Origin of the sequence: Flavobacterium ginsengiterrae (assembly GCF_039539785.1) — a bacterium.
GTDB classification, from domain to species: domain Bacteria; phylum Bacteroidota; class Bacteroidia; order Flavobacteriales; family Flavobacteriaceae; genus Flavobacterium; species Flavobacterium ginsengiterrae.
Map to the genome: position 1 here is coordinate 257309 of NZ_BAABDU010000006.1, position 24053 is coordinate 281361.

A 24053-nucleotide genomic window follows, 5' to 3' on the forward strand; every position below is an offset into this window, starting at 1 on the left:
GAACTAGTTTTGTAATTTTGTATTTAATCTGCAGATCAATTGTTTAACTAATTCTGAAGCAAAGGAACAACGCTTATACGCCAGTATTGATAAGGAATTCCCGGAATTCCCATAATGTTTAACCCTTCCTGAAAATGCTTAGGAATTCCTAAAAATTACCAATGGCCTATGTACAACTATACTATTGAAGATTATAAAAAAGCTGTAAAAGCGAAGTATGAAATTGAGAGACAAAAAGTAAATTTTGCTTATTTGGAAAACCCAGCACAGGGAAAACTTCGAGACTTATGCTGGGAAAAATTTGTTGAAGGAGTTAGTCAGGATGATCTAAATGTTTTTAATGATTTTTTTGGATTTCCATTTGATGCGACTAAAAAGAATTTCTTTAGAGAACAAAGAGACAAGTTTAGACCCATAGTTTCTTTTTTTAAAGGAAAAACAGATCCTGCCAATATTGAAGCTATCGACCTTGCCGCTATTTTGGTAGATTTTCAAAATAGACCTTTTAATAAGTACAGAACAAAAGGAAAAAGCGAAGAAATGGTTTTAGGGGATTTGAAAGAAGTTATGCCTGATAATTTTATCAGAGATACAGAAGTACCGAAAAATTTAAAAGAATCTCCTAGTTACGATATAAAATTATATAATGATATTCCTAAAAAGAAACGCACTCCTAGTAAATTACAATATATAGGAGCTGCCGTTATTGTATGCCTTATAGGTTTAATAATTTATTTAGCTCTTCCGGAAAAACAATGCATGCAATGGTCAAATGATCATTATGAGATGGTAGACTGTGATTTGAAAATTGAAGGACTTGGAATGGCAAATAAAATTGAAATATTAGATAAGAGTCTGGTGAATCTTCAAAAAGTAAATGTATGCGATACCACAACTTGTTTTGACAAAAACGGACAAGCGGTTATTTGGTATGCAAAGACTGCAAACGGAATTGATTTTTTTAACGGACATGGCAGACATCCAGAAACAAATGGAACACTAAGACCTGTAACAAGGTATATTTTGAATAAGTATGTAAAAAAGTAAATTTTCGTTAAAATGAGATTTATGTAATATTTTCGCAAAATCATGGAATTTTTTGTACGTATATACTTTTAATTTAGCATTATTAAATTAAATCAATAAAAAACAAATCAACATGAAAAATAGAAACATATTATTCGTATTAGCCTTAAGCATTGGAATGTTCGCAACATCTTGTAGTAGCGACGATAATGACGGGGAAACAATAGTGCCAATCCAAGGGAAGTATAATTTACGCCAAACTGGGACTATTATTGATGGAAAAGAAGTATTAATTGATGCACCGCAAAATCAAGCGGGATGTCCAGGGGATTATTTAGATCTAAGAGTAAGTAATGCTGCAGTTATGGGGGATTATAATGGATCTGATTGTGCTTTAACAGAAACTACTGGAACTTATGTAAGATCTCATAATGATTTAACAATTACAGTGGGTAATGTAAGCTCAACAAGTGATATTATGAATTTAACTAATAAAGAGTTGAAAATTAAAGATAAAACTACTGGTGTTATCACAGTTTACAGCAGATAATTAGATTGAATTAGTGGAAATAAAAAACGGAAATAACTTTAAAAGTCATTTCCGTTTTTTTATGAATATTATTTTTTGATGTATTATAAAGGAATATAAATATCAAATGCAGCCCCTTTGTTTTGTTCGCCTTTCGCAGAAATAATTCCGTTGTGGTTTTCGACAATTTTTTTAACGATTGCCAATCCAATTCCGGTGCCGTTGTAATGATCTCTTCCGTGCAGGCGCTGAAAAACATCAAATATTTTTTTACTGTATTGAGATTCAAAACCAATTCCGTTGTCTGAAACTTTAATGTGACAGTAGATTTTTTCTTTATCAAGATTTTTTTCTTCTAAATCAGAGCCTTTTGCAATTTTACTTTCGATTTTGATTATTGGTGTAACATCAGGTTTCGAAAACTTGATCGAATTGCTGACCAGATTATACAGTAATTGTCTAAACTGAAACGGAATAATACTTACATCTGCAATTTCATTGCTTTCTATTACTGCATTTTTCTGTTCAAGTTCTTCGCGCAGATCTTCTTTTACTTCTTCAATAATTTTGGAAAGATTGGTTTTCTCAAAAATTCTTTCCTGAATATTGGTTCTCGAATAGGATAACAAATCGTGAATTAAAGTCTGCATACGTTTCGCCGCATTTTGCATTCTTTGGAATTTATCTTTTCCTGAGTCTGATAAATTATCAAATTCTTTTTCAATTATCTGTGAAGCAAAAGTTTGAATTTTCCGAAGCGGTTCCTGTAAATCGTGACTCGAAATGTAAGCAAAGGACTGAAGTTCCTTATTCATGTGTTCCAGCTCGGTATTTTTTTGTTCGAGTTCTAATGCGTTTCGTTTAATTTTATCATCGGCTCTTTTTTTCTCAGTTAAGTCGTGTGTTACTTTAGAGAATCCAATAACCTCTTTGTCTTTATTATGAATAGCCGTAATTACAACACTTGCCCAAAACAAAGTACCGTTTTTACGCATGCGCCAGCCTTGCTGTACAGCTCTGCCTTTTTCTCTTGCAAGCTGTAATAAAGTATTTGGAAGATCTCTTTTTTGATCTTCGGGCGTATAAAATATACCGAAATATTTTCCGGTTATTTCCTGAGATTTATAACCTTTAATTTTTTCGGCACCTACGTTCCAGTTTTCAACTATTCCGTCTCGGCTTAAATATAAAATAGAATAATCCTGTACTTCTTCGACCATTAAATGATAACGTTCTTCGCTTTTTTTAAGCGAATCGTACATCTGGCTCAATTCTCGTGTTCTGGCTGTAACTTGTTGTTCGAGTTCGTTTGTAAAAGCTTTTTCTGTATGAATGTCTGTAAAAGCGCCTACCCATTTTATAATTTTATTATCGGCATCCAGAACAGGTTCGCCCAGAACCGTATGCCATCTGTAACTGCCGTCTTTTCTTAGAACTCTTACATCTGACCTAAAAACCTGTCCGGTTTTTAAACTATGGTTCCAGATTTTTATGTTTTCTTTGAGATCTTCAGGATGAATCATCGATTTCCATTCGGCGTCGCCGGTTGGTTTTACTCCTGTATATTCAGCCCATTTTCCCGAAGCAAATAAGCCATTACCATTTTCATCGGTTTCCCAAATTAATTGAGGCATACTTTCTGTTAACGAGCGGAAACGTTTTTCACTTTCGGCAATTTTGTTACGGGCTTCTACTTTTTCAGTAACATCAACAATAGTAGCTCTGACTCCAGATATAATGTTGTCTGAATCATATATTGGCGCATATTCAAAATCGATATAAAATAGATTTTCGCCATCATCTCCATTTATAATAATTGGCGACTCTATTTCAGAGTATACATTTCCGGAAGCATACACTTCTTTTAATAATCGGCCATATTTCTGAACCGATAATTCAGGGAAAATGTCAAGAAGTTTCCTGTCCTGAACATCGATTTCTTTTTTCTTCCAGATATTTTTAAGCAAAGCATGGTTGGCAATTTCGACAATCATATCGCTTCCCTTTAAAATTGCTTTTGGAACAGGTGACTGCATAACAAGATTTCGAAATCTTTTTTCGCTTTCTTCCAGTTCCTGCTGATGATTTTTTTCGGGTGTAATATCCCTTAAAGTTCCAATAAGCTTGTCAGCATTACCATTTTCATCATAAAAAACCTTGCCTTTTCCTTCAATCCAGTGTATGGATTTATCTGGCCAGATTGTTCTGGCTTCATAATGCAGATTTCCTGATGAAAGTGCATCTTTAAAAGCTTTGTTCCTAATATGCATATCATCTGGATGCAGATGCTGCAGTAATTGTTCGTGTGTAAGAATAACTTTTTCTTTATAACCGCCAAGAATTTCAAGATAGCGCTGAGAATATCGCGGTTCTCTGGTTTTTACATTTAATTCCCAAGTCCCTAATTCGCTGGCATCGACAATAATATTTAAGAATTCTTCGTTTTTTTCGATTTCTTTTCGAGCTTCAACCTTTTCGCTTACTTCGGTTACCGTAACAATAATTCCTGATATTTCTCCATTTTCTTCTCTTAAAGGATGATAGAGAAAATCAAAATACCAAATTCCCTGTTCGCCATATCGGTTTAACGGAACCGGAACTTCATTTCCGTGATACGGAACACCGGTTTCTAAAACATTTTTCAGTAATAAATCGACAGTATCTTTTACTTCCGGAAGTGAATCAAACAAAGGTCTGCCAATAAAACTATTTTCTTCTCTGGCTACTAATTTTAAGTAAGCGTCGTTTGCCATTTCAACAATATATTCAGGGCCGCGCAGAATGGTGATTCCCAGCGGAGCCTGTTTTACTGTGTCGCGGAAACGTTTGTCTGCGATTTCAATTTTTTTAGAAGCGAGGTGAAGATCTGTAACCTCTGCCGCTGTATTCATAACGGCGTAGACTTTACCGTTTGTATCAAATAAAGGTGTAAAACTATAATTGAAGTAAAAACTTTCGAGCTTACCGTTGATGGTTATATCAACTTTGGCATTTTTGTTATGAAAAGATTTTCCGGTGTCAAAAACGCTTTCAACCTGCTCAAAAATAGATTGATTATTAAGTTCCGGCAGAATTTCACGATATGATTTTCCAATTACATCCGGGCCTTTTCCCCAAACTTCAATAATAGAATCGTTTGCAAGTTCTATCCGCATTTCTTCTTTTCCAACATAAACTCCTATTGGGAAAGGAGCATTTTCGACCATCTGCCTGATTTTTTGTTCGCTTTCCTCCAGTTTTGCACGGGCCTCAACCTGATCTGTAACTTCAATAGCAATAGCAACAACGCCGGAAATACTTCCGTTGCATTCTGTTAAAGCTTCGTATATAAAATTGACATAAGTATGTTCTGTTTTTCCATTTCGGGAAAGTTCTACCAAACGTTCATTGGCAATAAACTTTTTGCCGGTAGAATAAACATTCTGTATCAGCTCTTCTAATCCCTGATCTTTAATTTCTGGCAGAACATTAAAAATAGATTTATTGAGCACTTTTTCAGTAGTTGTGCCCCAAAGCTGTATCATTTTGTCGTTGGCAATTTCAACAATATGATCTTTTCCTCTAAAAACGCACATGGCCAAAGGCGTCTGCATAATATTGTTTTTAAAGCGCTCATTTTTTTCTTTTAAAATATCAGCAGCTCTTTTCTTGGCAGTAGTTTCGACTACAGTTACTAAGATTCCGCCAATTTTTCCATTTTCTATTCTTATTGGTGAATATGAAAAATCAAAATAGCAGGTTTCTACTACGCCGTTTCGGTTAAGAGGAACTACAAAATCAGGAAAATTAATTGATTTTCCGTTCATGACTTCCTCAAACATAGGTTTTGTAATATGCCAGATTTCAGAAAAGGTATTATCTGGAGAATTTCCTAAAGCATCAGGATGTTTGTCTGAACCCAGAATTTTTCGAAAAGCATCATTATATAACTGTGTAAATTCATTTCCCCAGGCAATGTACATTCCAAAAGGATTGTTGAGCATTACAGAAGTTATGGTACGCAGACTTTGAGGCCAGTTTTCAGGGTCACCTACAGGCGTTTTGTTCCAGTCTTTAGAACGCATTAATTCGCCCATTTCTCCACCATCGGCTAGAAAATAATGTTCCTTATTGGCGTGGCTCATTTAAGAAATGATTTAAGGTTGAATTACAAAATGTGTTCTCTCGGGTTGTTTAAAATTATTTTCTGACGCAATAATAAGTGCATTTTCTATTACTGATTTCAGTTTAGAAAAATCGCCCGGTTTGCGAATGTAAAATGTTGCACCTTTATTGTACATTACATCTACGATTTCGCTGTCGAGAGAAGTCGAAAAAATAACTATTGGGAAATCTTTTAGTTTATCAATTTGTCTTATTTCTGCAAGACATTCAGAACCATTTTTTCTGGGCATATTTAAATCCAGAAAAAGTAAATCGGGAAGATTATCTGTTGTTTTATCTGATAAAAATTCCATTAGCTGTACTCCATCATTTACAGTTACAAGAGTTGTTGCAAGCGATATTTCGTCTAAGGCTTCTTCAAAAAAAGAACAGTCGTCGTTGTCGTCGTCAGCAAGTAAAATGTTGTAAATCTGTTTTGTCATGCAATGCAAAAATTTAATATAAAATTAGGCGTAAAAAATAAACAAATGTTAATTCTTTTTTTGCTGGGATATTCATTCTTTACGCAAAAAAAGATTTTAGAAACCTATAAAGTTAACTTATTTAAATGACACTTTATAATTATTTAATTTAATAGTTTTATTTTTAAATGATTCTGTAAGTAATTACCTCTGTTTTAGATTGAGAAAAATAACATTTTGTGATTTGAAACAATAATACAATTTTCGAATCATTTTTGCGTTTTTATATTTCATGGCATTACTTCGCCACTAGAAAAATCTCTTATTTTACGGCCGTTTACACACTAAAAACTGTATAAACATTGTACAAAGTGTAAAATTTTTACACACATCTTTTGTGTATAAAAAAACGTAAAACGCTTACTTTCAGTTTAAAACCTAATTGGCACGCGCCTTGCAAATTGTGAAAATGTCACTCTTTAACTTTTTTGTGTTTACACAGAATTCTAATCTAAAAAGAAAGACAATTTGATAAAAGCCCATTTTAGAGAATTAAAAACAAACAGGACATGGAAAGCGAAACAATTATCTCAAAACAATTTTACACAGGCAGCAATAGCACCGATGTACAAATAAGCCCGTCAATTTTTAAAATAAATAATAACTCAACCAAAAAACTTGTAGAAAGACCAAAAAGCGCTTTTGGATTTATGATCCTTGCAGGAACATTTTTGTTACTGCTTACCGGAGCGTTTTTCGTTTTTCAATTTCAGCCTGATTTCGATCAGCTTCATTTAGAAAGATTAAATTCTACCGGCGGGATTATTTTTCTTGCCATAACTGTAGCATTATTCCTTTTTAAAGGCGGAATGTTTCTTTACAACTTATTTCTTTACTTTAAATACAAACCAATTGAATCAGTTTCTGATGAATTACTGCCAACTTGTACTGTGATTGTTCCAGCTTACAACGAAGGAAAATTAGTTTACGAAACTTTAATGAGTCTGGCAGATAGTGATTTCCCTGCTCATAAATTAGAGCTTTTGGCAATTGACGATGGAAGTAAAGATGATACTTGGTATTGGATTCAACAAGCCAAAATTAAATTAGGCGATCGTGTTTCTATTTTTCAACAACCGCAAAACAAAGGAAAACGTCACGCATTATACCGTGGATTTAACTTAGGAAAAGGTGAAATTTTTGTAACAGTTGATAGTGATTCAATTGTGAAAAAAGATACTTTAAGAAACTTAGTAAGCCCATTTGTTGTTGACGAAAAATGTGGTGCTGTTGCCGGAAATGTTCAGGTTTTGAACAACGAAAAAGCAATTTTGCCAAAAATGCTGAATGTAAGTTTTGTAATGAGTTTTGAATTCATGCGTTCTGCAGAAAGTTCACTTGGTTCTGTACTTTGTACTCCGGGAGCTTTAGCGGCTTACAGAAGAAATGCTGTTTTTGCTTGTCTGCCAGAATGGATCGACCAGACTTTTATGGGACAGCCTTCAGATATTGGTGAAGACCGTGCAATGACAAACATGATTTTAAAACAAGGACACCACGTATTGTTCCAACGTAATGCTTATGTTTTAACAAACGTTCCTGAAAATTATAAAGGTCTTTATAAAATGTTCATTAGATGGGGTAGAAGTAATGTGCGTGAAAACATTATGATGGCCAAATATGTTTGGAAAGATTTTAGAAAAGAGTCTAAAGTTGGTGCAAGATTATTGTTTACAGAACAATCTTTAAGAATCATCATGACGTATCCGTTCTTTATCTTTATGTTCTATTTTATTGCAACGCATCCGTTATTGTTTTTAAGCTCAGCTTTATTAGGAATATTAACTGTATCAAGCTTTACAGTATTGTTTTATGCAAAAAGATATTCTTTTACAGAAGCATTCTGGGCGTACTCATATAGTGTTTTTTACACTTTCGGATTGTTTTGGATTGCTCCATACTCCATCATTACAGCTCATAAAAGAGGCTGGCTGACTAGAGGTTAAGAAATATTTTCAACTACTATTTTATATTTAATCCTGAAAAACTCCTGTTCCACTAAGCAGGAGTTTTTTTATGGAATTAAGGATAATAATTTTGAGTGTCATACATCCATTTTCAATTTTTACCAATTCTAGAAACAATATAACACATTACATACTTCTTGTCTCATTTGTAATACAAAATTTACATTTATTTTTAAAAATATTTACATAATATAGCTTTTTTCTTATTTTTTATTATTAAACTTGTAAATATATAAACCGCAATAGTTTTAGAAACTATTGATTTAAAAGCCAAAATATGAGAAAAAAGTTTAAGAATGCAGCAAAATTAATTGTCGTTTTTATGATTTTAGCTACTTGCACAAAGTGCCAGAAAGACGATGATGTAGGACAAACAAATGATAAAACACTTTTGTTTGCTAAAGAATGGTTTAAAAATTATGAAGCAGAAGGCAGTAATTATGAATTATTTCAAAATTTAGACTACGACTGGAATAATGCAGCAATTACAAATTCAGAAGATGGGACAAAAACAATCATAGTTCCCATTAACGAAATCAAAAAAGACCCAATAGAAACTTGGAAACAAAATCTGTATATTTATAAGCTAAGTGAAAATAATTATGAAGCACTGTTGTTTGAAATATACCCTGACAGCAAAAATACAGATCCAAACAGTTCCTTAATCGATAGTGGCATTTTTAATGGCTATATAACCGCTTGGGATTTAAAAAAAGGCTTTGTAAAAGCCGCTTTGTTTGAGAATGGTACAGTTGCGCAAAACGGTAGTATTAAAGTATATTCTAAAAACAAAGCAATAACTAGTAAAGCTCCTTCTAATAAGGCTAATTGCCCTGCCGGAATAGAATGTGACACAGATGGCAGTGGTGATACAGGAACAGAATTAAAAGAAGTTGTTATAAACAACAACTGTCAAAATCCATCAGGATATGTTGTAATATACAATAACGGCGGTAGTGGTTATACAGGTGACACTAGTCCAGGCGGATACACAAATCATGGAACTGGAGCTAGTAGTGGAAGTGGGGAGTCAAATATTGAAATTACACCTCCTAGTTGTGAGAGCTTTAATTTTACATCAAAAAAAGGAGCTAATTGGCAAGAAGCTGCAGTTAAAAATATTAATTTTAAAATTGTTTTGTTAACTCCGCCAAATCATATTCAAATAACACAAGTGATCTCATTTCCTCAGGCAACAAGTTTTGGGATGCCAATAAATTACAACAAAGGAAATGGTGTTATAACGAGTGGAGTTGCTGCTACAGTTTCTGCAAGAATCCTTCAATTAGCAATGGATGAAACAGTGGCTAAATTTGGAAAAACTGAAACAAGTGAATTAACAGTTCGATTGTATTTTCAAGATAAATTAATAAAGGAATATCAAGAGTATACGAATGGAGGAAAGGTAAATTTTAATTCAACCTCAAATATTCCTGCTACACAATACAAAACAAATTTATTGAGTTCTGGTAACTGTGATTAAATTATATAGATTATGATATATGAAGTTTTAGCAAATTTTGCATATGTATTTTATCCGAAGAATGTATGTCCATGGGATGAAAGAGATAAATATTTGGAAACAATAGAATATAAAAGATTAAAAAAAATTATTAATTCTTTTGATTCCGAAGAAAATCTCAAAATTCGAGAAAATATTAAAAAAGAATTTGAGAATGATATAATTCTTAAAGAATTTCAAGATTTTTCGACATTAGATGGCTGTGAAGATAGATGTTTTACATTCTTTTTGAATGTTTTTGAAAACGGTGAATTGCTTTCAATTACTTTGCATCTTAGTTTTTTATTACCATATTATGTAATTAGAAGAGGATGGCACCACGCTGAACCATGGTTTACAAAAGAGAAGATTATAGAGTTAGAGTCCCAAAATTTGGATAGTAGAAACAGAGAAGATTTAATATTAGATATTGAGAAAATTGTAGAGGAAAAACTCTCTTATCAAAAATTCCCGGAAACGGTAATGCATACCATTATAAAGGATATTGGCTTTCAAGGCATTTCTCTAGGTCAATTTAAAATGTATAATGCTTTTTTTAATAATCAAAATATATATGAAAATACTAACTAGAAACTTTTTGTTTTTTTTTGCAATCAGTATTGTATTGCTCATCTATTTTTACTTTGTTCAATATTTTTTTACAATTAACCTTTACGATACTTATTACATCATAAGTTATTTTTATTTTGCTTTACTGTTTTTAATATTTGGAAGTTTAATTTTTTTATTTAGATTTCTTCAATTAAGAAAACGGAAGGCGAAATAGAATAGTTAACCAAAATCATTTATTGAAACACCATAAATATCAATTAAAAAGAGGCCTGAAGGCCTCTTTTATGTTTTAGTTAATCGATTAAATCCTATTTCTCTTTCAATAGTTTTTCCAAATATTCAATTTTATCTTTCTCAGATTGAACTAAACGCTCATAAAGTTTTTTGTTCTCGTCATAAGATTCGATTAATTTATCAAAGGGGTTGAAAGTTGGTTGATATTGAAAAAGAGCTGCGTTATCATGATTATTAACAGTATTTCCAATAATATTAAATACAGCTTCGTCACTATAATTTTTTAATGCTTCTGCTGAAACACCTAAAACCTCTGCAATCGCATTTAATTTTTCTTCTTCAATGCTTTCGCTTCCTTCAATATTCGATACGGTTTGCTGGGTAACACCAATTGCAAAAGCTAGCGCTTCCTGTTTCATACCTCTAAGCTCTCTGATTCGGCTTATGTTTCTGCCAATATGTTTTGGTTTTGCTGTTGTAGTCATAACTCAAAGATATTTAAAAATTATTACATTTTTTTGATCATTGTAAAAAACAAAAATACTTTGTGATAAACAATTATCATTTGTTGGTTACTACAAAATCTGTTAGTTAATTGCGAGAGGTAAAAATACGATTTTTCTTATGTATTGAATTGCTAAAAAAAATAACTTTTTAAAAATAAAATCAAGGGACATATTTATGGAAAAAAATGAAATAGAAAATGAGGAGAAATTTAGAAAATTAATGTGTTGTTATTTCAATACTATAAAATCAGCCAATAAAAAAGATGAAAATTACATAGCACAAATTAAGTTTTCCAGTTATTATGAACTTGGATGCGTTATTAACGACATGCTAAAACTATGCATTTTAGGCTTAGATCATGATGTATATAAAATTTCAGAAACCAATATAACATCAGCAATTAATTTGTCATTAATTTTAGAAGTAGTGCATCAGCTTTTTCCTATCGATGAGTTTGAATTTTTGGATGAAATCGATACAATGTTTCTTAAAGAAAAAGGGAATTAAAAAACGGCTAAAAAAAATGGAAAGATATAAATGTGATCCTTCCATTTTTAATTTTCAAACGATATGATGTAAAATTAGACCCCGCTTTTGTTTTCATATTTTTTCCAGATAAAAACAGAAAAAGCATTTAAGAAAGCTAAAATCCATAAAATTGGACTAGTGAAAAAGCTTTCGTAACTTCTTCCATTAGGAATTTCTACAAAAGGAACCGTAATAATAACGTCAAGAAACAAAGCGGTAACTGACATTATAATGCCGAGCTTCAAGCCGCTCATTTTATAATTTTTGAGATAGTAGAATTTTGCGGCGCCAATGGCAAAAAATACAATCCAGATTGTGACCATAAACGACTGCCAGAAAAAAGCATTTTTTACAAATAGAATTTGTTCTAAAAGGTAAAAAGAAATACTAACAGCAACCCAAACCAAGATACCCGAAAAAATCGCCCTGATGTATTTCATAGCTTTAGTTTTCAGGATTCCAGATTCCGGTTTTAGCAGTTTCTTCTGCGTAAGTGCTGAAATCTTTCGCTTTTCTGCCCAAAACTTTTTCAATGTCCGAAGTAATATTTGAGTTTCTTCCGTCTAAAACCTGCTCAAACAAATAGTTTATAAGCCAGATATGATCGTCCGGAATTTGATATTCTTTAAGCATCTGCGTATATTCCTCTAAACTCAAACCCTGAAAACTAATATTTCTGCCGCTGGCGCTGGCAATTTCGTTTACAGCATCTTTAAAAGTTAATAATCTTGGTCCGGTTAATTCATAAGTTTTTCCGTTATGATTATCGTTTAAAAGTGCTTCAGTTACCACATCGGCAATATCATCTGCATCTGTAAAAGGTTCAAGTGCTTCGGCTCTTGGGAGTGCCACAACTCCATAAAGAATAGGATCAAGAAAAAAGCTTTCGCTGAAATTTTGGTTAAACCAGCTGGCACGCACAATAGTCCAGTTTTTGGCATTTTTCTTTACGATTTCTTCGCACACCTGAGCTTCTTTTTCGCCTCTTCCGGAAAGTAATACTATTTTTTGAACATTAGATCTTGCAGCAAGCCGGGTAAAATTTTCTATGATTTCTGCCGCAAACGGAACAGCAAGATCAGGCTGAAAAGTAATGTAAACCGTATCAATATCTTTTAAAACATTTGGCCAGGTTTCTGAATTTTCCCAGTCAAACGGAATTTTTTCATTTCGCGAACCCAAACGAACTTCAACTTCCGGATTGTTTTCTAATCTTGTTACTACTCTGCGTCCGGTTTTTCCGTTAGAACCCAGAATTAAAATTTTCTTTTTCATATCAATAGTTTTTTAATGATGATTATTGATACAAAGTTGTTTAGATTACAAGACAATCATTTGTCGCAAAAGAATTATGATTTGTTTGAAAAGAACTGCTGTTTGACATCATTTGGACGCATTCCGAATTTTTTATGAAAAGCATTCGAAAACGAACTCAAACTTTCATAGCCAACTTCCCAAGCCGATTCCTGAACTGTTTTTTCGCTTTCGCGGAGTAATTCATATGCTTTATTCAGTCGTTCTTCCTGAACATATTTAAAAACCGGAATCCCGAAAAGTTCCTTGAAATTCTTTTTCAGTTTATTGCTGTTAAGTCCAACCATTTGCGATAACTGCGTTATAGAAGGCGGTGTAGAGTAGTTAATGGTTACGATTTCTTTTGCCTGAAAAAGTTTGTCTTTATCAGTTTCAGATAAATCAGATTTTTTTTCAGATGCTAAAAGTGCGTAAAAATGCGCCAAAAGTTCGTTGATCTGACTTTTTAAAAACAACTCACGTGTATTTCCTGTATAAGTCGTATTAAAAATTTTTTGAACTGCCAGCTGCATTTCGAGCGTCATATAAAAAGAAGGACCTTTTACAAAATGCTCTTTTGGATTTAATAACTGAGGTAAATGATTTTCGAAAATCTCTTTTTCGGCTTGTGGCAGCGAATTGAGATTTTTTAGTTTCGTAAAAATGCTGATGGATTGTAAAGGTTTATCAGGTTCAATTTTATGAGAGAATTCGACTTTTTGATTTCCAAAAAAACAAATTGCCAACCCCGCTGTGTTTACCAGATATTTTGTCTGATCGTTGTGTTTAATTTCTAACTCGACATTTCCCGAACCATAAAACGCAAAACCCAGCGCATCGCCGTCAATTTCACATTTCTGGACTATTGTTTTTGTGGTATTCGAATGCTCGATTAAAACAATACAATCATGTAATTCGAGAATATCAGTTGTCATAATTGAGGTTGAGGTTAGAGTAAAACGTCTGAAAAGTTACCGATTATTTTTTAATAGCCATTTACAGAGAAAACAATTTATCATTAAAAGATAAATTAGCGACAAGGAAAATCGTAGAGACGCACCGCAGTGCGTCTGCCTCCAGCATATCAAACAGATTTTAAATTTTAGAATAAATAATGTTATATGTTATTTATTTATAATGTGTTACGAAAATAAAATTAAAAACACTTGTAAAAATAAACCGATCGGTCTATATTTGCATCTTCAAATTGAAATGATCATGAGCAAAGCAGAACGTACGAAACAATTTATAATCGAAAAGTCGGCTCCAATAATTAATAAAAAAGGAATGGCGGGAACATCACTTTCTGATATTATGGAAGCTACCAAACTGGCTAAAGGCGGTATTTATGGAAACTTTGAAAGCAAAGAAGAAATCTGCAAAGAATCGTTTTTGTATTTAAGATCGCAATTGGCAGATAAACTAAACAATGCCGTTTTGCAGGGTAAAACAGCAAAAGAAAAGCTTTTTAACCTTTTAGCAGTTTATGATAACCAAAATAATATGTCTGACGGCTGTCCGATTTTAAATTTCGGAGTTGAAGCAGACGATACCAATCCATTTATAAAAGAACAGGTAAGAAATGCTATTTTATCTGCACAAAAAAGATTTTCAGATATAGCGGCATTTGGAATTGAAAAAAAAGAATTAACCGCAGAAATTAATCCGGAAAAGTTTAGCATACATGCTTTTACAATGATTGAAGGCGCTATTTTATGCCGGAAAGTTTTTGATAATAACCATCAGATGAAAATTGTTTTAGAAAACATTAAAAATGAATTTGAAAGATATGTTATCTGACATATTTTTTTTAAAATATTTTAGACCGAACGGTCTATTTTGTACTAATTAATTTAATAAGAATGAGAAATTTAAAAGAGGATCATAAAGGATTCAGCACCATATTGGCTTTGGCCTTAATTCCATTATCTGGTTTTGCGACAGATATTTATCTGCCGTCGCTTCCGGCAATGACAAAAGATTTAAACGTTTCGGCGTCGGCAGTTCAGCTTACGTTAGTATTTTTTATGTTTAGTCTCGGCGTAAGCCAGATTTTTATAGGCAGTATTTTAGACAGTTTTGGGCGATTCAAAATTAATATTGCTTCACTTGCGGTATTTTCGGCGGCGAGTTTTGTTATCGCACTGGTTCCGGATATTTATGTAATATATGCTATGCGCATTATTCAGGGAATTGCCATTGCTTTTATTGTAATTGCAAAACGAGCTTATTTTGTGGATTTGTTTAAAGGCGAAAAATTAAAAAGTTACATAAGTCTGTTTTCTATAATTTGGGCATGTGCACCTATTATTGCGCCATTTTTGGGCGGTTATCTGGAACATAGTTTTGGCTGGAAATCCAATTTTTATTTCCTCGGATTATTATCATTCTTTATTTTGCTTTTAGAACTTCGTTACAGCGGAGAAACGATTAAAGAATTTCATCCGTTTAAATTAAAATCTATTTCAGAAACCTATTCTAATATGCTGAAATCTGCTGATTTTACTTTAGGATTTGTGATACTCGGAATCACCTTTGCGATTGTTTTAATGTTCAATTTATCGAGTCCGTTTATAATAGAACGTATTTTTGGTTATTCGGCAATTACAACGGGTTACAGTGCTTTATTATCTGGATTATCAGTTATGATTGGCGGTATTACAGCTAAAAATCTTCTTAAAAAACCTTTGGCAGTAAAAGTCGGAACAGCCATTACTATCCAGCTGATTTTGGCTTTGCTGATGATTTCTACATCTTTTTTTGAAAGTAATATTTACACATTAGTCGCTTTTACGATGGGATTAAATATCTGCGGCGGTTTTATTTACAATATTGTTCTTGGATACTGTTTAAGCCGATTTTCAAAAAATGCCGGAGTTGCCAGCGGTTTAACCGGCGGAGGGGCTTATATGGTCAGTGCTCTTTTCAGTTATAGTTTTGTGAATTTATATGCTGTTAAAAGTCAGTTTTTATTAGGATTGGCTAATATCTCTCTGATCGTAATTGTTGGAATTGTTTTTATTGTATTTAATAAATATAGAGTTAAAAACGCGGTTTCGTTATAAATAAAACAAATCGGAGAGATGCACTGGGATGTGTCTCTGCGATTTAATTGGAAATGGAATTATTAAACAGAAATCGCTTCAATCGACTGGCATAAAATCGAAACCGCTTTTTCCATTTCTTCTTTTTCCAAATGTCCAAAACCTAATCGTGTTGCGGTGAGATCTTTTGTTTGATATAAAACAGTTTTTGGCAGAAATAAACCGTTTGCAGCGCATTCTTTTTGAAGTGTTATTAAATTAAATTTATCAATCCACTCAATCCAAACGGCTAAGCCACGCACCGGAACTTTAAATTTTATTTTAGAATTTAGTTTTTCATTCAACAATGAAACAAAATAATCACGGCGCTCTTTATAAACTTTTTTGTTTTTTTTCGAAAGCCGGTGCACTTCGCCTTCATTAATCCATTCAGATAAAACCTGTTCTTTAATAACATCAATTCCGGGTTCTAAAATGTTTTGATGCTTTTCTAATTCGGCAATAAAATCAGACGGGGCAGCAACAAAACCATAACTAAATCCGGATGGAAGCGATTTCCCAAACGATCCCACATAAACCACTTTCTGATTTGAATCGAAAGCAGCTAATGGCAGAATGGGATTATTATCGTAATGAAAATCAAAATCGTAATCATCTTCCAGAATTACAAATCCGTATTGACTGGCTAGTTCCAGAACTTCCATTCGCCGTTTGGCACTTAATGAAATTGTGGTAGGATAGTGGTAATTAGAAGTAAGATATAAAACCCTGATTTGATTTTCTTTACAAATCTCTTTTAATCTGCTGGTGTCAATTCCGTCCTGATCGACAGGAATTGTAATGATCTGAGCTCCGGTGTTTGTAATCGTCATATTTGAAATATAATATCCCGGAGATGCCACTACAACTTTATCGCCCGGAGAAATAAGCGCTTTTGTAACGACATACAAACTAATTTCATGACTGCTGGTAGTAAGTAAATTTGAAGTTGAAATACGCAGACCGCGCGTAAGATTCAAATAATTTGAAAAATGAGATTTAAAGTTTAAATGCGATTGTATCTGGATTTGTTCGTATGTTTTTGAAGTTTTCTGTCTTTTTAATTTTGAAACATACAACCGTGCTAAAATTTCATTTTGAACAAGTCTTAAATCCGGCATTCCGTCATTAAACTGATATGGAAGACTGCTGGTTTCGGTTGGATTTTCAAGAATTGCAGAACGTTTAAAATTAAATCCAATATTGTTTTTAGATTCATTTTGGTTAGGAACAGCAATAAATTCTTCTTTGTTTTTTTGTTTGTGCTGCGAAAGTATAAAAGTTCCTTTATTAGGCAGAGTTTCAATCCAGCCCTGTGATTCCAAATCCTGAAAAGCTTTGATTAAAGTATTTCGGTTTACCGAAAGTAACCTGCACAATATGCGCGTTCCGGGAAGTTTTGTTCCCTCTGGAAGAAATCCGGTTTGTATCGCTTTTATAAATTCAAAAACGATCTGTAAATAGATTGCTGTGTTTTCTTCTGGCTTAAGCTGAATAAAGCTTTTAAAAGGAATTTCAACCGGACTACTCATAATTACAAAACTGGTATACTTTATTAGTACGGCAAGATACTACTTTTGCAAAAATTTTAAGCCAAAATGAAAAAAATCTATTATGCAGTATTTGCATTAATCTGCACCAATTTTTATGCCCAGACCAAGAGGGATTCTATCATAGAAATTGATGAGGTAATTATTAACGAAAACCGATTAAGCACACCTATTTCTAAACAAAACAGAAATGTATACGTTATTAACAGCGAAACCATAAAGAAATTACCCGGAAAAACGCTTCAGGAAGTCTTGCAATATGCTAACGGAGTTGACATAAGACAAAGAGGTCCGTTTGGCGGTCAGGCCGATGTAAGTATTGACGGAGGAAGTTTTGAACAAACCGTAGTTTTATTAAACGGAGCCAAAATTATCGATTCGCAAACGGCTCACAATATGCTGAATCTGCCTCTTCCGGTAGAAGTAATTGAAAGAATTGAGATTTTGCGTGGTCCGGCTGCCAGAATTTTTGGAATTAACAGTTTAACCGGAGCGATTAATATTATTACTAAAAAACCAACCGATTCTGGTTTTATGGTAAGCACATATGCCGGTTCTAATTTCGAAAAAGATACTCAGGATACCGGAGATACTTTTTACGGAGGCGGTATTCAGGCAGGAGCGGTTTTAGGAAAAGAAAAACAGCAGCATTCTATTTTTGCATCGCATGATAAAAGTAACGGATATCGTTACAATACAGGATTTGAAAACAATAAATTATTGTATCAGGCAAATGTTCAGATTAATGATTTTAACGAAATTTCGGGAACATTTGGTTATGTAAAAAACGGGTTTGGAGCTAACGGATTTTACGCAGCGCCGGGCGACAGAAACTCTACTGAAATCGTGCAGACGACGTTTGCGAATATTCAGTCGAAACACTCGATTACAGACAGATGGAAAATAATGCCAAGAGTAACATACCGATACAATTATGACGATTACCGTTATTTAGGAAACGGAAATCTGAATGTGGGAAGAAGCCAGCATTATACCAATTCTATCGCTGCAGAATTAAACTCGTCTATTAAAACAGAAAACGGCGAAATTGGTTTTGGTGCCGAATTTAGAAATGAAGATATTCATTCTTCAAATATTGGCGATCATGACCGAGAAAATGTGGGACTTTATGCAGAATACAGAACGTATTTATTTGAAAAATTAAATGTAAATCTGGGAACGTATTTGAATTATAATTCAGATTATAAATGGCAGATTTATCCGGGAATTGATGCTAGTTATGAAATTACAGATCAGTTTAAAATTATTGGAAACATTGGCACAAGCCAAAGAATTCCTTCTTTTACAGATTTATATTTAAATCAGCGTCCGGGAAATATTGGAAATCCAGATCTGGATTCTGAAAATGCTTTTCAAAGTGAAATTGGATTCAAATTCAACAGAAAATCGTTGAATGTGAATGTGAATTATTTCTACAGAGAAATCAGCAATTATATCGACTGGACCCGTATGACAACTGCTGTGCCGTGGCAGAGCCAGAATTACGGAGATTTAATTACAAACGGAATCAATATGAGAGGGAATTACAGATTTGATTTTTCTGCAGATTCCAGACTGAACTTTACTTTGGGTTATTCGTATTTAGATTCTAAATTTAAAGACACTCGTTCTGAACCGTTTTCTAAATATTTGATTTCTTCTTTAAAACATCAAATTACAAATACGATTGATTATCAGTATAAAGATTTTTCAATTTTGTTTGCTTCTCGTTTTAACGAAAGAGTTACCGGAGCTTCGTATTGGATAAATGATTTTAGAGTAAGCCAGTCTGTTAAGAAATTTACATTTTTTATAGATGCTCAAAATATCTTTAATACGACTTATTTTGAAGTGGGAGCTTTTCCTCTGCCGGCTAGATGGTTTAGCGCAGGTGTAAAATTTGTTAGTTTTTAAATTATATAGGTTGATTTGATTATAAAGGGGAAGACGTTTTTTTAATGTCTTCCCTTTTTTTATTGGCTGCGAATTACACGAATTTTCACGAATTTTAATATTCAAAACAAATGGATTAACGTTGTGTAGACGCACTGCTGTGCGTCTCTACGATATACATCTTTAATTCGTGTAATTCGCGGCTAAAAAAAATAACCACGATCAGAAAACTCAGATCGCGGCAAAACAAAAAACACTTAAACTTTAAAAATCAATTTCTTTTTGTAGAAAATCCATAATATGAATGACCAGAAAACGGCGTACGAAAGAGCATAAGCTAATGATGCATTCAACGGATTTTCAAAACAAGGCACAATACCGTGATTATAGATATAAGCCTGAAGACCGATTTCTTCTCCGGGAGCTTCAGGATCAGCGACTTTTATCGAACTTAAAACTCTCGGAATTATTCCCGAAAAGAAAAACACAATCATTGGGTTTACTCCCCAGATTAAAAATAATTTAGTCCATTTTTTATAACCTTTCACATCAATTATAAAATATAAAAGCGTTAATGAAATTGTTGCAATTCCCGCAGTGTATAAAACATAAGAACTTGTCCAAAGTGATTTATTGATAGGGAAAATGATGTTCCAAAGTAAACCGCCAATTAATAAAGCAATTCCTGTAATGGCTGTTTTTTTTACAATTTGAATTTTTTCTACAGATAAGTTTAAAAGCTGACCAATATACATTCCTAAAATTCCGGTTCCAATTGCCGGTAAAGTACTCAGGATTCCTTCCGGATCCCAGGTTTTAGAAACGCTCCATAAATGTCCTTCTAAAACGACATTGTCCAGCCATGCCGCAAGATTAGTTCCTTTATCAAAATTGGCAGGACCAAATCCGGGAACGGGAACAAAAGCCATTACAAGCCAGTAACCTATTAAAAGACCTGCTAAAACTAAAAGCTGTGTTTTTAAATTCGTTTTTAAATACAAAATAGAAGTGAAGAAATAAACGATTGCAATTCGCTGTAAAACGCCCGGTATTCTGGTATCTTCAAAATGTTCAAGACCGCTGAATGACAAGGAAATCAGTATTAAAAAGATTCCCACTGCCAGAATGGTTTTTACTTTCATCGTGAAGTTTCCTAATAAGGCATAAGCCACGGCAAAAGCTATTATTAATCGTAATGCTAATAATGGAATTCCTTCTAAACCAAATAAATGAATCCTGCTGAAAACGCTTAAAAATAATCCTAAACAGAAAATTCGAAGCGAACGAACTAAGATTTTATTGAAAACGCTTCCGTCAAAATGTTTTACAGGCATCGCAAACGGAATTGCAGTTCCCATTATGAAAACGAAAAACGGAAAAACTAAATCGGTTGGTGTACAGCCGTGCCATTCTGCGTGTTCTAAAGGCGGATAAATTGAAGACCAGCTTCCGGGATTGTTGACAATTGTCATCAGGAAGATGGTAAATCCCCTAAATACATCGAGTGAGGTTAAACGTTCTTTTGTCATTAGTTTTGTTTTTTTTAGATGTTAGATTTTTTTGGTAAGATGTTAGATGTTAGAAGATGAAAGATGTTAGATGAAAGATGTTAGATGAAAGATGTTAGATGAAAGATGCTAGATGCTGAAAAGATTTAAGAAGCAAGAAGAAAGATTCTTTTGCTTTTGATTATTTTATAATTGCATCCTGAATTATCTGCTGAATTTCTTCTCTGATTTTTCCTTTGGCTAATTTATTTTCATCATTTACAACTTCCGGATAAGTTCTGTTGGATAGAAAAACATATACGATTTCGGTTTCCGGATCTGCCCATGCCATATTTCCTGTAAAACCGGTATGTCCAAAACTAGATTCTGAAACACAGCCGCAGGTTGGGCCGCCTTTATGAACTCTTTTGTCAAATCCTAAACCTCTTAAAACGCCTTGATTTTTGTAATAACAGGTATTAAAAGCATCAAAAGTCTGCGGAGAAAAATACTGAATACCGCCGTAATTTCCTTTTTGTAAAAACAGCTGCATCATTTTGGCAACATCCATAGCGTTCGAAAAAATTCCGGCATGACCAGCGACTCCGCCTTCCATTGCAGCTGCCATGTCGTGTACATAACCCTGAATAACCTGATGTCTAAAATAATTATCAATTTCTGTAGGAGCAATATTGCTTTTGTCGAATTTATCTAACGGATTATAAAGTGTATTGGTCATTCCTAATGTTGTGTAGAAATTCTCTTTACTTAAATCTTCAAGCTTTTTATGCGTTTTTCTTTCCAGATATTCTTTCAGAATGATAAATGTAAAATCGCTGTATTTGTATTCTTTTTTAAGAGAAACAGGACTGTCTGCAATGATTTTCATAATCGTGTCGTGATAATCATTTCGAATGTAAAGATTTTCGGCTACTTTGGTCGTAAAGTCAGGACCTGCGATTTTTCTATAATATTTTTCAGAAGGCTGATTGTTACTGTCTAAAGTTGCTTTGTAAAACGGAATCCATGCCTGAAGTCCTGCGTAATGATTTAGCAGATCTTTAAAAATGATATTTTCTTTGTTGGTTTTAGCAAAAAACGGAAGCATATCTTTTAACTTCGTATCCAGCGTAACTTTATTTTTATCATACAACTGCATCACATTTGGCAGTGTCGAAATCATTTTTGAGATTGAAGCAACGTCGTATAAATCGGTATTATTTACTTTTTTTCCGTTATCATAAGTTTGAGAACCATATGATTTCTGAAAAATAACATTTCCTTTTCTGGCTACTAAAACCTGCATTCCCGGAGCCATTTTTCCATCAATTGCTTTTTGGGCAACGGCATCAATTTTAGATAAAACAGCAGGATTCATGCTGACATTTTCGGGAGCTGTAAAAGCGAGTCGGTTGAGTTTTTGTGTCGTTAAACCGTCATTTACATGAAAAGCATTATTAATAGAAACAGGAAGTTTTCCTTTTGCAGCAACGGCTCCAAACAGCATTTCTGCCGAAACAACCTGACTAATATCTGAATTTTGGTACGAAACTACTAAACCTTCGATGTTATCAAAATCACTAATCGATAATAAAGAATACGGTTTTGCAAAAACATCTAAAATAACATCATTGTGTTTTGCAATTTCTTTCAGCCAAAGCAGTTCTGTCAGCGTAAATTCTTGTTTTTCCCACGGTTTATTTACTTTATGAAAACTAATAATTACTTTATCAAACTTTTTTAATTCACGATTCAGACTGTCAAGATTGGTGTCTTTAACTTCTGTTATTTCGGTATATTTTTTTAATGTAGAAACAAAAGTGCTGTTCGTGTCATCGCCCAATTTTACGTATGCAATTTTCTCGTTTAAATCTTTTATAGGCAGAATTTCCTTTTCATTTTTTAAAACGGTAATGGCATTTTCATATAATTTATAATGTAAAGCATCATTTTCAGACGGATTTAAATCATTGTATAGATTCGGGATATCGATTGGTTTGTAATGATTTAATCCTATTTTGTATTTGTAATGCAGAATTTTTTTAACAGAATGTGCTAAACGTTCTTCTGTAATGATACTGCCGTTGTAAGCAGCTTCTAATTTTTCTACAGCAACGGGAACATTGTCAGGACAGAGTAAAATATCGTTTCCGGCAAGAAGCACAGCGATTTCAAGATCTCCAGGACCTTTAAAATTGGCAGCGCCTTTCATGGCTAATCCATCGGTAAAAATTAAACCTTCAAAACCTAATTCTTTTTGAAGCAGATTGGTAACAACATTATAAGAAGCCGAAGAAGGGCAGTTTGGCTGTTGTTCTAAACTTGGAATATTAAGATGTGCCACCATAACCGAAGCTAAACCTTCGTCGAACATTCGTTTATACGGATACAATTCGACTTGCTCCATTCTTTCTTTAGAAAAATTAACGGTTGGCAGAGCATGATGAGAATCTGTTGAGGTGTCGCCGTGTCCGGGAAAGTGTTTTCCGGTACAGAAAACGCCGTTTCCTTGTATGCCTTTCATTAAAGCAATCGCTTTTTCGGTAACATTTACTTTATCTTCACCAAAAGAGCGGTTTCCAATAATTGGATTTTTAGGATTGGTGTTAATATCTAAAACAGGAGCAAAGTTAAAATGAACGCCGATTCGTTTGTTTTCGGCTGCCATATTTCTTCCCACTTTTTCAATTAAATCCAAATCCTGAACAGCACCCAAAGTCATATTCCACGGATAACGATATGTTGAATCTAAACGCATGGCTAATCCCCATTCGGCATCGATTCCTATCATTAAAGGCACCTTTGCTTTTGACTGATATAAGTTGGTTAATTTAGCCTGACGAACTGGTCCGCCCTGAAAAAAGATCAGGTTTCCAATTTTATAATCTTCAATTAATTTTTTGATCTGATTTACATGAACAGAATCTTTATTTGAATAAGCCGAAACCATAAAAAGCTGACCTATTTTTTCGCGAAGTGACATTTTATTGTAAATGCTGTCTACCCAAGCTGTTTCTTTATCTGAATCTTTAAAGAAAGTCTTTTTTGTTGTTTTATCTTTTGATTCGTAAACAACAGTATCTTGTAACGGAATGTCTTTTTTTGAATCTGTAACCGTGTTGTTTTTTTTGACAGCACAATTGGTGATTAAAAATAAAAATGAAGCGCAAAGGCTGATCTTTATGATGTAATCTTTCATAGTAATATGTTTTGAATCAATTGAAGATTACATTTTAACCTTCAATTGATTGGTAATT

General features: G+C 33.4%; 18 protein-coding genes. 9 read left to right on the plus strand and 9 right to left on the minus strand.

Annotated elements, in window-relative coordinates; genetic code table 11:
- The first annotated feature begins 168 nt into the window (after positions 1-168).
- Together ABD859_RS17340 and ABD859_RS17345 are read left to right on the plus strand one after the other, a co-directional pair.
- Positions 169-1047 (plus strand): hypothetical protein, encoded by an 879-nt coding sequence (locus ABD859_RS17340; protein WP_345145848.1) that lies wholly within the window; start codon positions 169-171, stop codon positions 1045-1047.
- Positions 1048-1159: 112 nt separating this feature from the next.
- Positions 1160-1576, plus strand: a complete 417-nt coding sequence (locus tag ABD859_RS17345; protein WP_345145849.1) for a lipocalin family protein — start codon at positions 1160-1162, stop codon at positions 1574-1576.
- An 83-nt stretch (positions 1577-1659) separates the two neighbouring features.
- On the opposite strand, the gene ABD859_RS17350 is transcribed toward ABD859_RS17345, so the two are convergent.
- Both ABD859_RS17350 and ABD859_RS17355 read right to left on the minus strand, forming a co-directional pair.
- The gene (locus ABD859_RS17350; protein WP_345145850.1) at positions 1660-5679 is read right to left on the minus strand and encodes a PAS domain S-box protein; all 4020 of its coding nucleotides are present in this window, start codon (positions 5677-5679) and stop codon (positions 1660-1662) included.
- 12 nt (positions 5680-5691) lie between these two features.
- Entirely contained in the window at positions 5692-6141 is a 450-nt protein-coding gene (locus ABD859_RS17355; RefSeq protein ID WP_345145851.1) for a response regulator, read from the minus strand.
- Positions 6142-6689: 548 nt separating this feature from the next.
- On the opposite strand from ABD859_RS17355, the gene ABD859_RS17360 reads away from it, so the two are divergent.
- The 3 genes from ABD859_RS17360 (at position 6690) to ABD859_RS17370 (ending at position 10239) form a co-directional block, all read left to right on the plus strand.
- A complete protein-coding gene (locus ABD859_RS17360) occupies positions 6690-8126 on the plus strand; it encodes a glycosyltransferase family 2 protein (RefSeq protein ID WP_345145852.1) in 1437 nt (478 codons plus the stop codon).
- A 298-nt stretch (positions 8127-8424) separates the two neighbouring features.
- Entirely contained in the window at positions 8425-9630 is a 1206-nt protein-coding gene (locus ABD859_RS17365; protein WP_345145853.1) for a hypothetical protein, read from the plus strand.
- A 12-nt stretch (positions 9631-9642) separates the two neighbouring features.
- Positions 9643-10239, plus strand: coding sequence for a hypothetical protein (locus ABD859_RS17370; protein ID WP_345145854.1), 597 nt, complete (start codon positions 9643-9645; stop codon positions 10237-10239).
- Positions 10240-10529: 290 nt separating this feature from the next.
- Here the strand turns inward: ABD859_RS17370 and ABD859_RS17375 are convergent, their stop codons facing one another.
- Positions 10530-10940 (minus strand): helix-turn-helix domain-containing protein, encoded by a 411-nt coding sequence (locus ABD859_RS17375; protein WP_345145855.1) that lies wholly within the window; start codon positions 10938-10940, stop codon positions 10530-10532.
- 196 nt (positions 10941-11136) lie between these two features.
- Between ABD859_RS17375 and ABD859_RS17380 the strand changes: the two genes are divergently transcribed.
- The gene (locus tag ABD859_RS17380) at positions 11137-11469 is read left to right on the plus strand and encodes a hypothetical protein (RefSeq protein WP_345145856.1); all 333 of its coding nucleotides are present in this window, start codon (positions 11137-11139) and stop codon (positions 11467-11469) included.
- A 74-nt stretch (positions 11470-11543) separates the two neighbouring features.
- Here the strand turns inward: ABD859_RS17380 and ABD859_RS17385 are convergent, their stop codons facing one another.
- From ABD859_RS17385 to ABD859_RS17395, 3 genes are all read right to left on the minus strand, one after another.
- Complete coding sequence (locus tag ABD859_RS17385; RefSeq protein ID WP_345145857.1) at positions 11544-11930, minus strand: DUF5367 family protein; 387 nt, start codon at positions 11928-11930, stop codon at positions 11544-11546.
- A gap of 4 nt (positions 11931-11934) precedes the next feature.
- Positions 11935-12765, minus strand: coding sequence for an SDR family oxidoreductase (locus tag ABD859_RS17390; RefSeq protein ID WP_345145858.1), 831 nt, complete (start codon positions 12763-12765; stop codon positions 11935-11937).
- Positions 12766-12839: 74 nt separating this feature from the next.
- Positions 12840-13718: a helix-turn-helix domain-containing protein gene (locus ABD859_RS17395; RefSeq protein ID WP_345145859.1), complete on the minus strand. Its 879-nt coding sequence runs from the start codon at positions 13716-13718 to the stop codon at positions 12840-12842.
- Between the two features lie 283 nt (positions 13719-14001).
- Between ABD859_RS17395 and ABD859_RS17400 the strand changes: the two genes are divergently transcribed.
- Together ABD859_RS17400 and ABD859_RS17405 are read left to right on the plus strand one after the other, a co-directional pair.
- Positions 14002-14583 (plus strand): TetR/AcrR family transcriptional regulator, encoded by a 582-nt coding sequence (locus ABD859_RS17400; RefSeq protein ID WP_345145860.1) that lies wholly within the window; start codon positions 14002-14004, stop codon positions 14581-14583.
- Positions 14584-14645: 62 nt separating this feature from the next.
- Positions 14646-15848 (plus strand): MFS transporter, encoded by a 1203-nt coding sequence (locus ABD859_RS17405; RefSeq protein WP_345145861.1) that lies wholly within the window; start codon positions 14646-14648, stop codon positions 15846-15848.
- Positions 15849-15910: 62 nt separating this feature from the next.
- Here ABD859_RS17405 and ABD859_RS17410 read toward each other — a convergent pair whose 3' ends face one another.
- Positions 15911-17398 carry an aminotransferase-like domain-containing protein gene (locus ABD859_RS17410; protein WP_345145862.1) on the minus strand — a complete coding sequence of 496 codons (1488 nt, stop codon included), beginning with the start codon at positions 17396-17398 and terminating at the stop codon, positions 15911-15913.
- 66 nt (positions 17399-17464) lie between these two features.
- On the opposite strand from ABD859_RS17410, the gene ABD859_RS17415 reads away from it, so the two are divergent.
- Positions 17465-19330 (plus strand): TonB-dependent receptor plug domain-containing protein, encoded by a 1866-nt coding sequence (locus tag ABD859_RS17415; RefSeq protein WP_345145863.1) that lies wholly within the window; start codon positions 17465-17467, stop codon positions 19328-19330.
- A 236-nt stretch (positions 19331-19566) separates the two neighbouring features.
- On the opposite strand, the gene ABD859_RS17420 is transcribed toward ABD859_RS17415, so the two are convergent.
- Both ABD859_RS17420 and ABD859_RS17425 read right to left on the minus strand, forming a co-directional pair.
- Positions 19567-20838 (minus strand): acyltransferase family protein, encoded by a 1272-nt coding sequence (locus ABD859_RS17420; RefSeq protein WP_345145864.1) that lies wholly within the window; start codon positions 20836-20838, stop codon positions 19567-19569.
- Between the two features lie 160 nt (positions 20839-20998).
- Positions 20999-23995, minus strand: coding sequence for a serine hydrolase domain-containing protein (locus tag ABD859_RS17425; protein ID WP_345145865.1), 2997 nt, complete (start codon positions 23993-23995; stop codon positions 20999-21001).
- Positions 23996-24053 lie beyond the last annotated feature (58 nt).

Bases quoted from the DNA above. Each gene is read 5' to 3' on its own strand.
- ABD859_RS17380 (WP_345145856.1), top strand. From the start codon at position 11,137: ATGGAAAAAAATGAAATAGAAAATGAGGAGAAATTTAGAAAATTAATG.
- ABD859_RS17425 (WP_345145865.1), bottom strand. From the start codon at position 23,995: ATGAAAGATTACATCATAAAGATCAGCCTTTGCGCTTCATTTTTATTT.
- ABD859_RS17365 (WP_345145853.1), top strand. From the start codon at position 8,425: ATGAGAAAAAAGTTTAAGAATGCAGCAAAATTAATTGTCGTTTTTATG.
- ABD859_RS17355 (WP_345145851.1), bottom strand. From the start codon at position 6,141: ATGACAAAACAGATTTACAACATTTTACTTGCTGACGACGACAACGAC.
- ABD859_RS17395 (WP_345145859.1), bottom strand. From the start codon at position 13,718: ATGACAACTGATATTCTCGAATTACATGATTGTATTGTTTTAATCGAG.
- ABD859_RS17340 (WP_345145848.1), top strand. From the start codon at position 169: ATGTACAACTATACTATTGAAGATTATAAAAAAGCTGTAAAAGCGAAG.
- ABD859_RS17360 (WP_345145852.1), top strand. From the start codon at position 6,690: ATGGAAAGCGAAACAATTATCTCAAAACAATTTTACACAGGCAGCAAT.
- ABD859_RS17350 (WP_345145850.1), bottom strand. From the start codon at position 5,679: ATGAGCCACGCCAATAAGGAACATTATTTTCTAGCCGATGGTGGAGAA.
- ABD859_RS17375 (WP_345145855.1), bottom strand. From the start codon at position 10,940: ATGACTACAACAGCAAAACCAAAACATATTGGCAGAAACATAAGCCGA.
- ABD859_RS17420 (WP_345145864.1), bottom strand. From the start codon at position 20,838: ATGACAAAAGAACGTTTAACCTCACTCGATGTATTTAGGGGATTTACC.
- ABD859_RS17385 (WP_345145857.1), bottom strand. From the start codon at position 11,930: ATGAAATACATCAGGGCGATTTTTTCGGGTATCTTGGTTTGGGTTGCT.
- ABD859_RS17400 (WP_345145860.1), top strand. From the start codon at position 14,002: ATGAGCAAAGCAGAACGTACGAAACAATTTATAATCGAAAAGTCGGCT.
- ABD859_RS17415 (WP_345145863.1), top strand. From the start codon at position 17,465: ATGAAAAAAATCTATTATGCAGTATTTGCATTAATCTGCACCAATTTT.
- ABD859_RS17370 (WP_345145854.1), top strand. From the start codon at position 9,643: ATGATATATGAAGTTTTAGCAAATTTTGCATATGTATTTTATCCGAAG.
- ABD859_RS17390 (WP_345145858.1), bottom strand. From the start codon at position 12,765: ATGAAAAAGAAAATTTTAATTCTGGGTTCTAACGGAAAAACCGGACGC.
- ABD859_RS17405 (WP_345145861.1), top strand. From the start codon at position 14,646: ATGAGAAATTTAAAAGAGGATCATAAAGGATTCAGCACCATATTGGCT.
- ABD859_RS17345 (WP_345145849.1), top strand. From the start codon at position 1,160: ATGAAAAATAGAAACATATTATTCGTATTAGCCTTAAGCATTGGAATG.
- ABD859_RS17410 (WP_345145862.1), bottom strand. From the start codon at position 17,398: ATGAGTAGTCCGGTTGAAATTCCTTTTAAAAGCTTTATTCAGCTTAAG.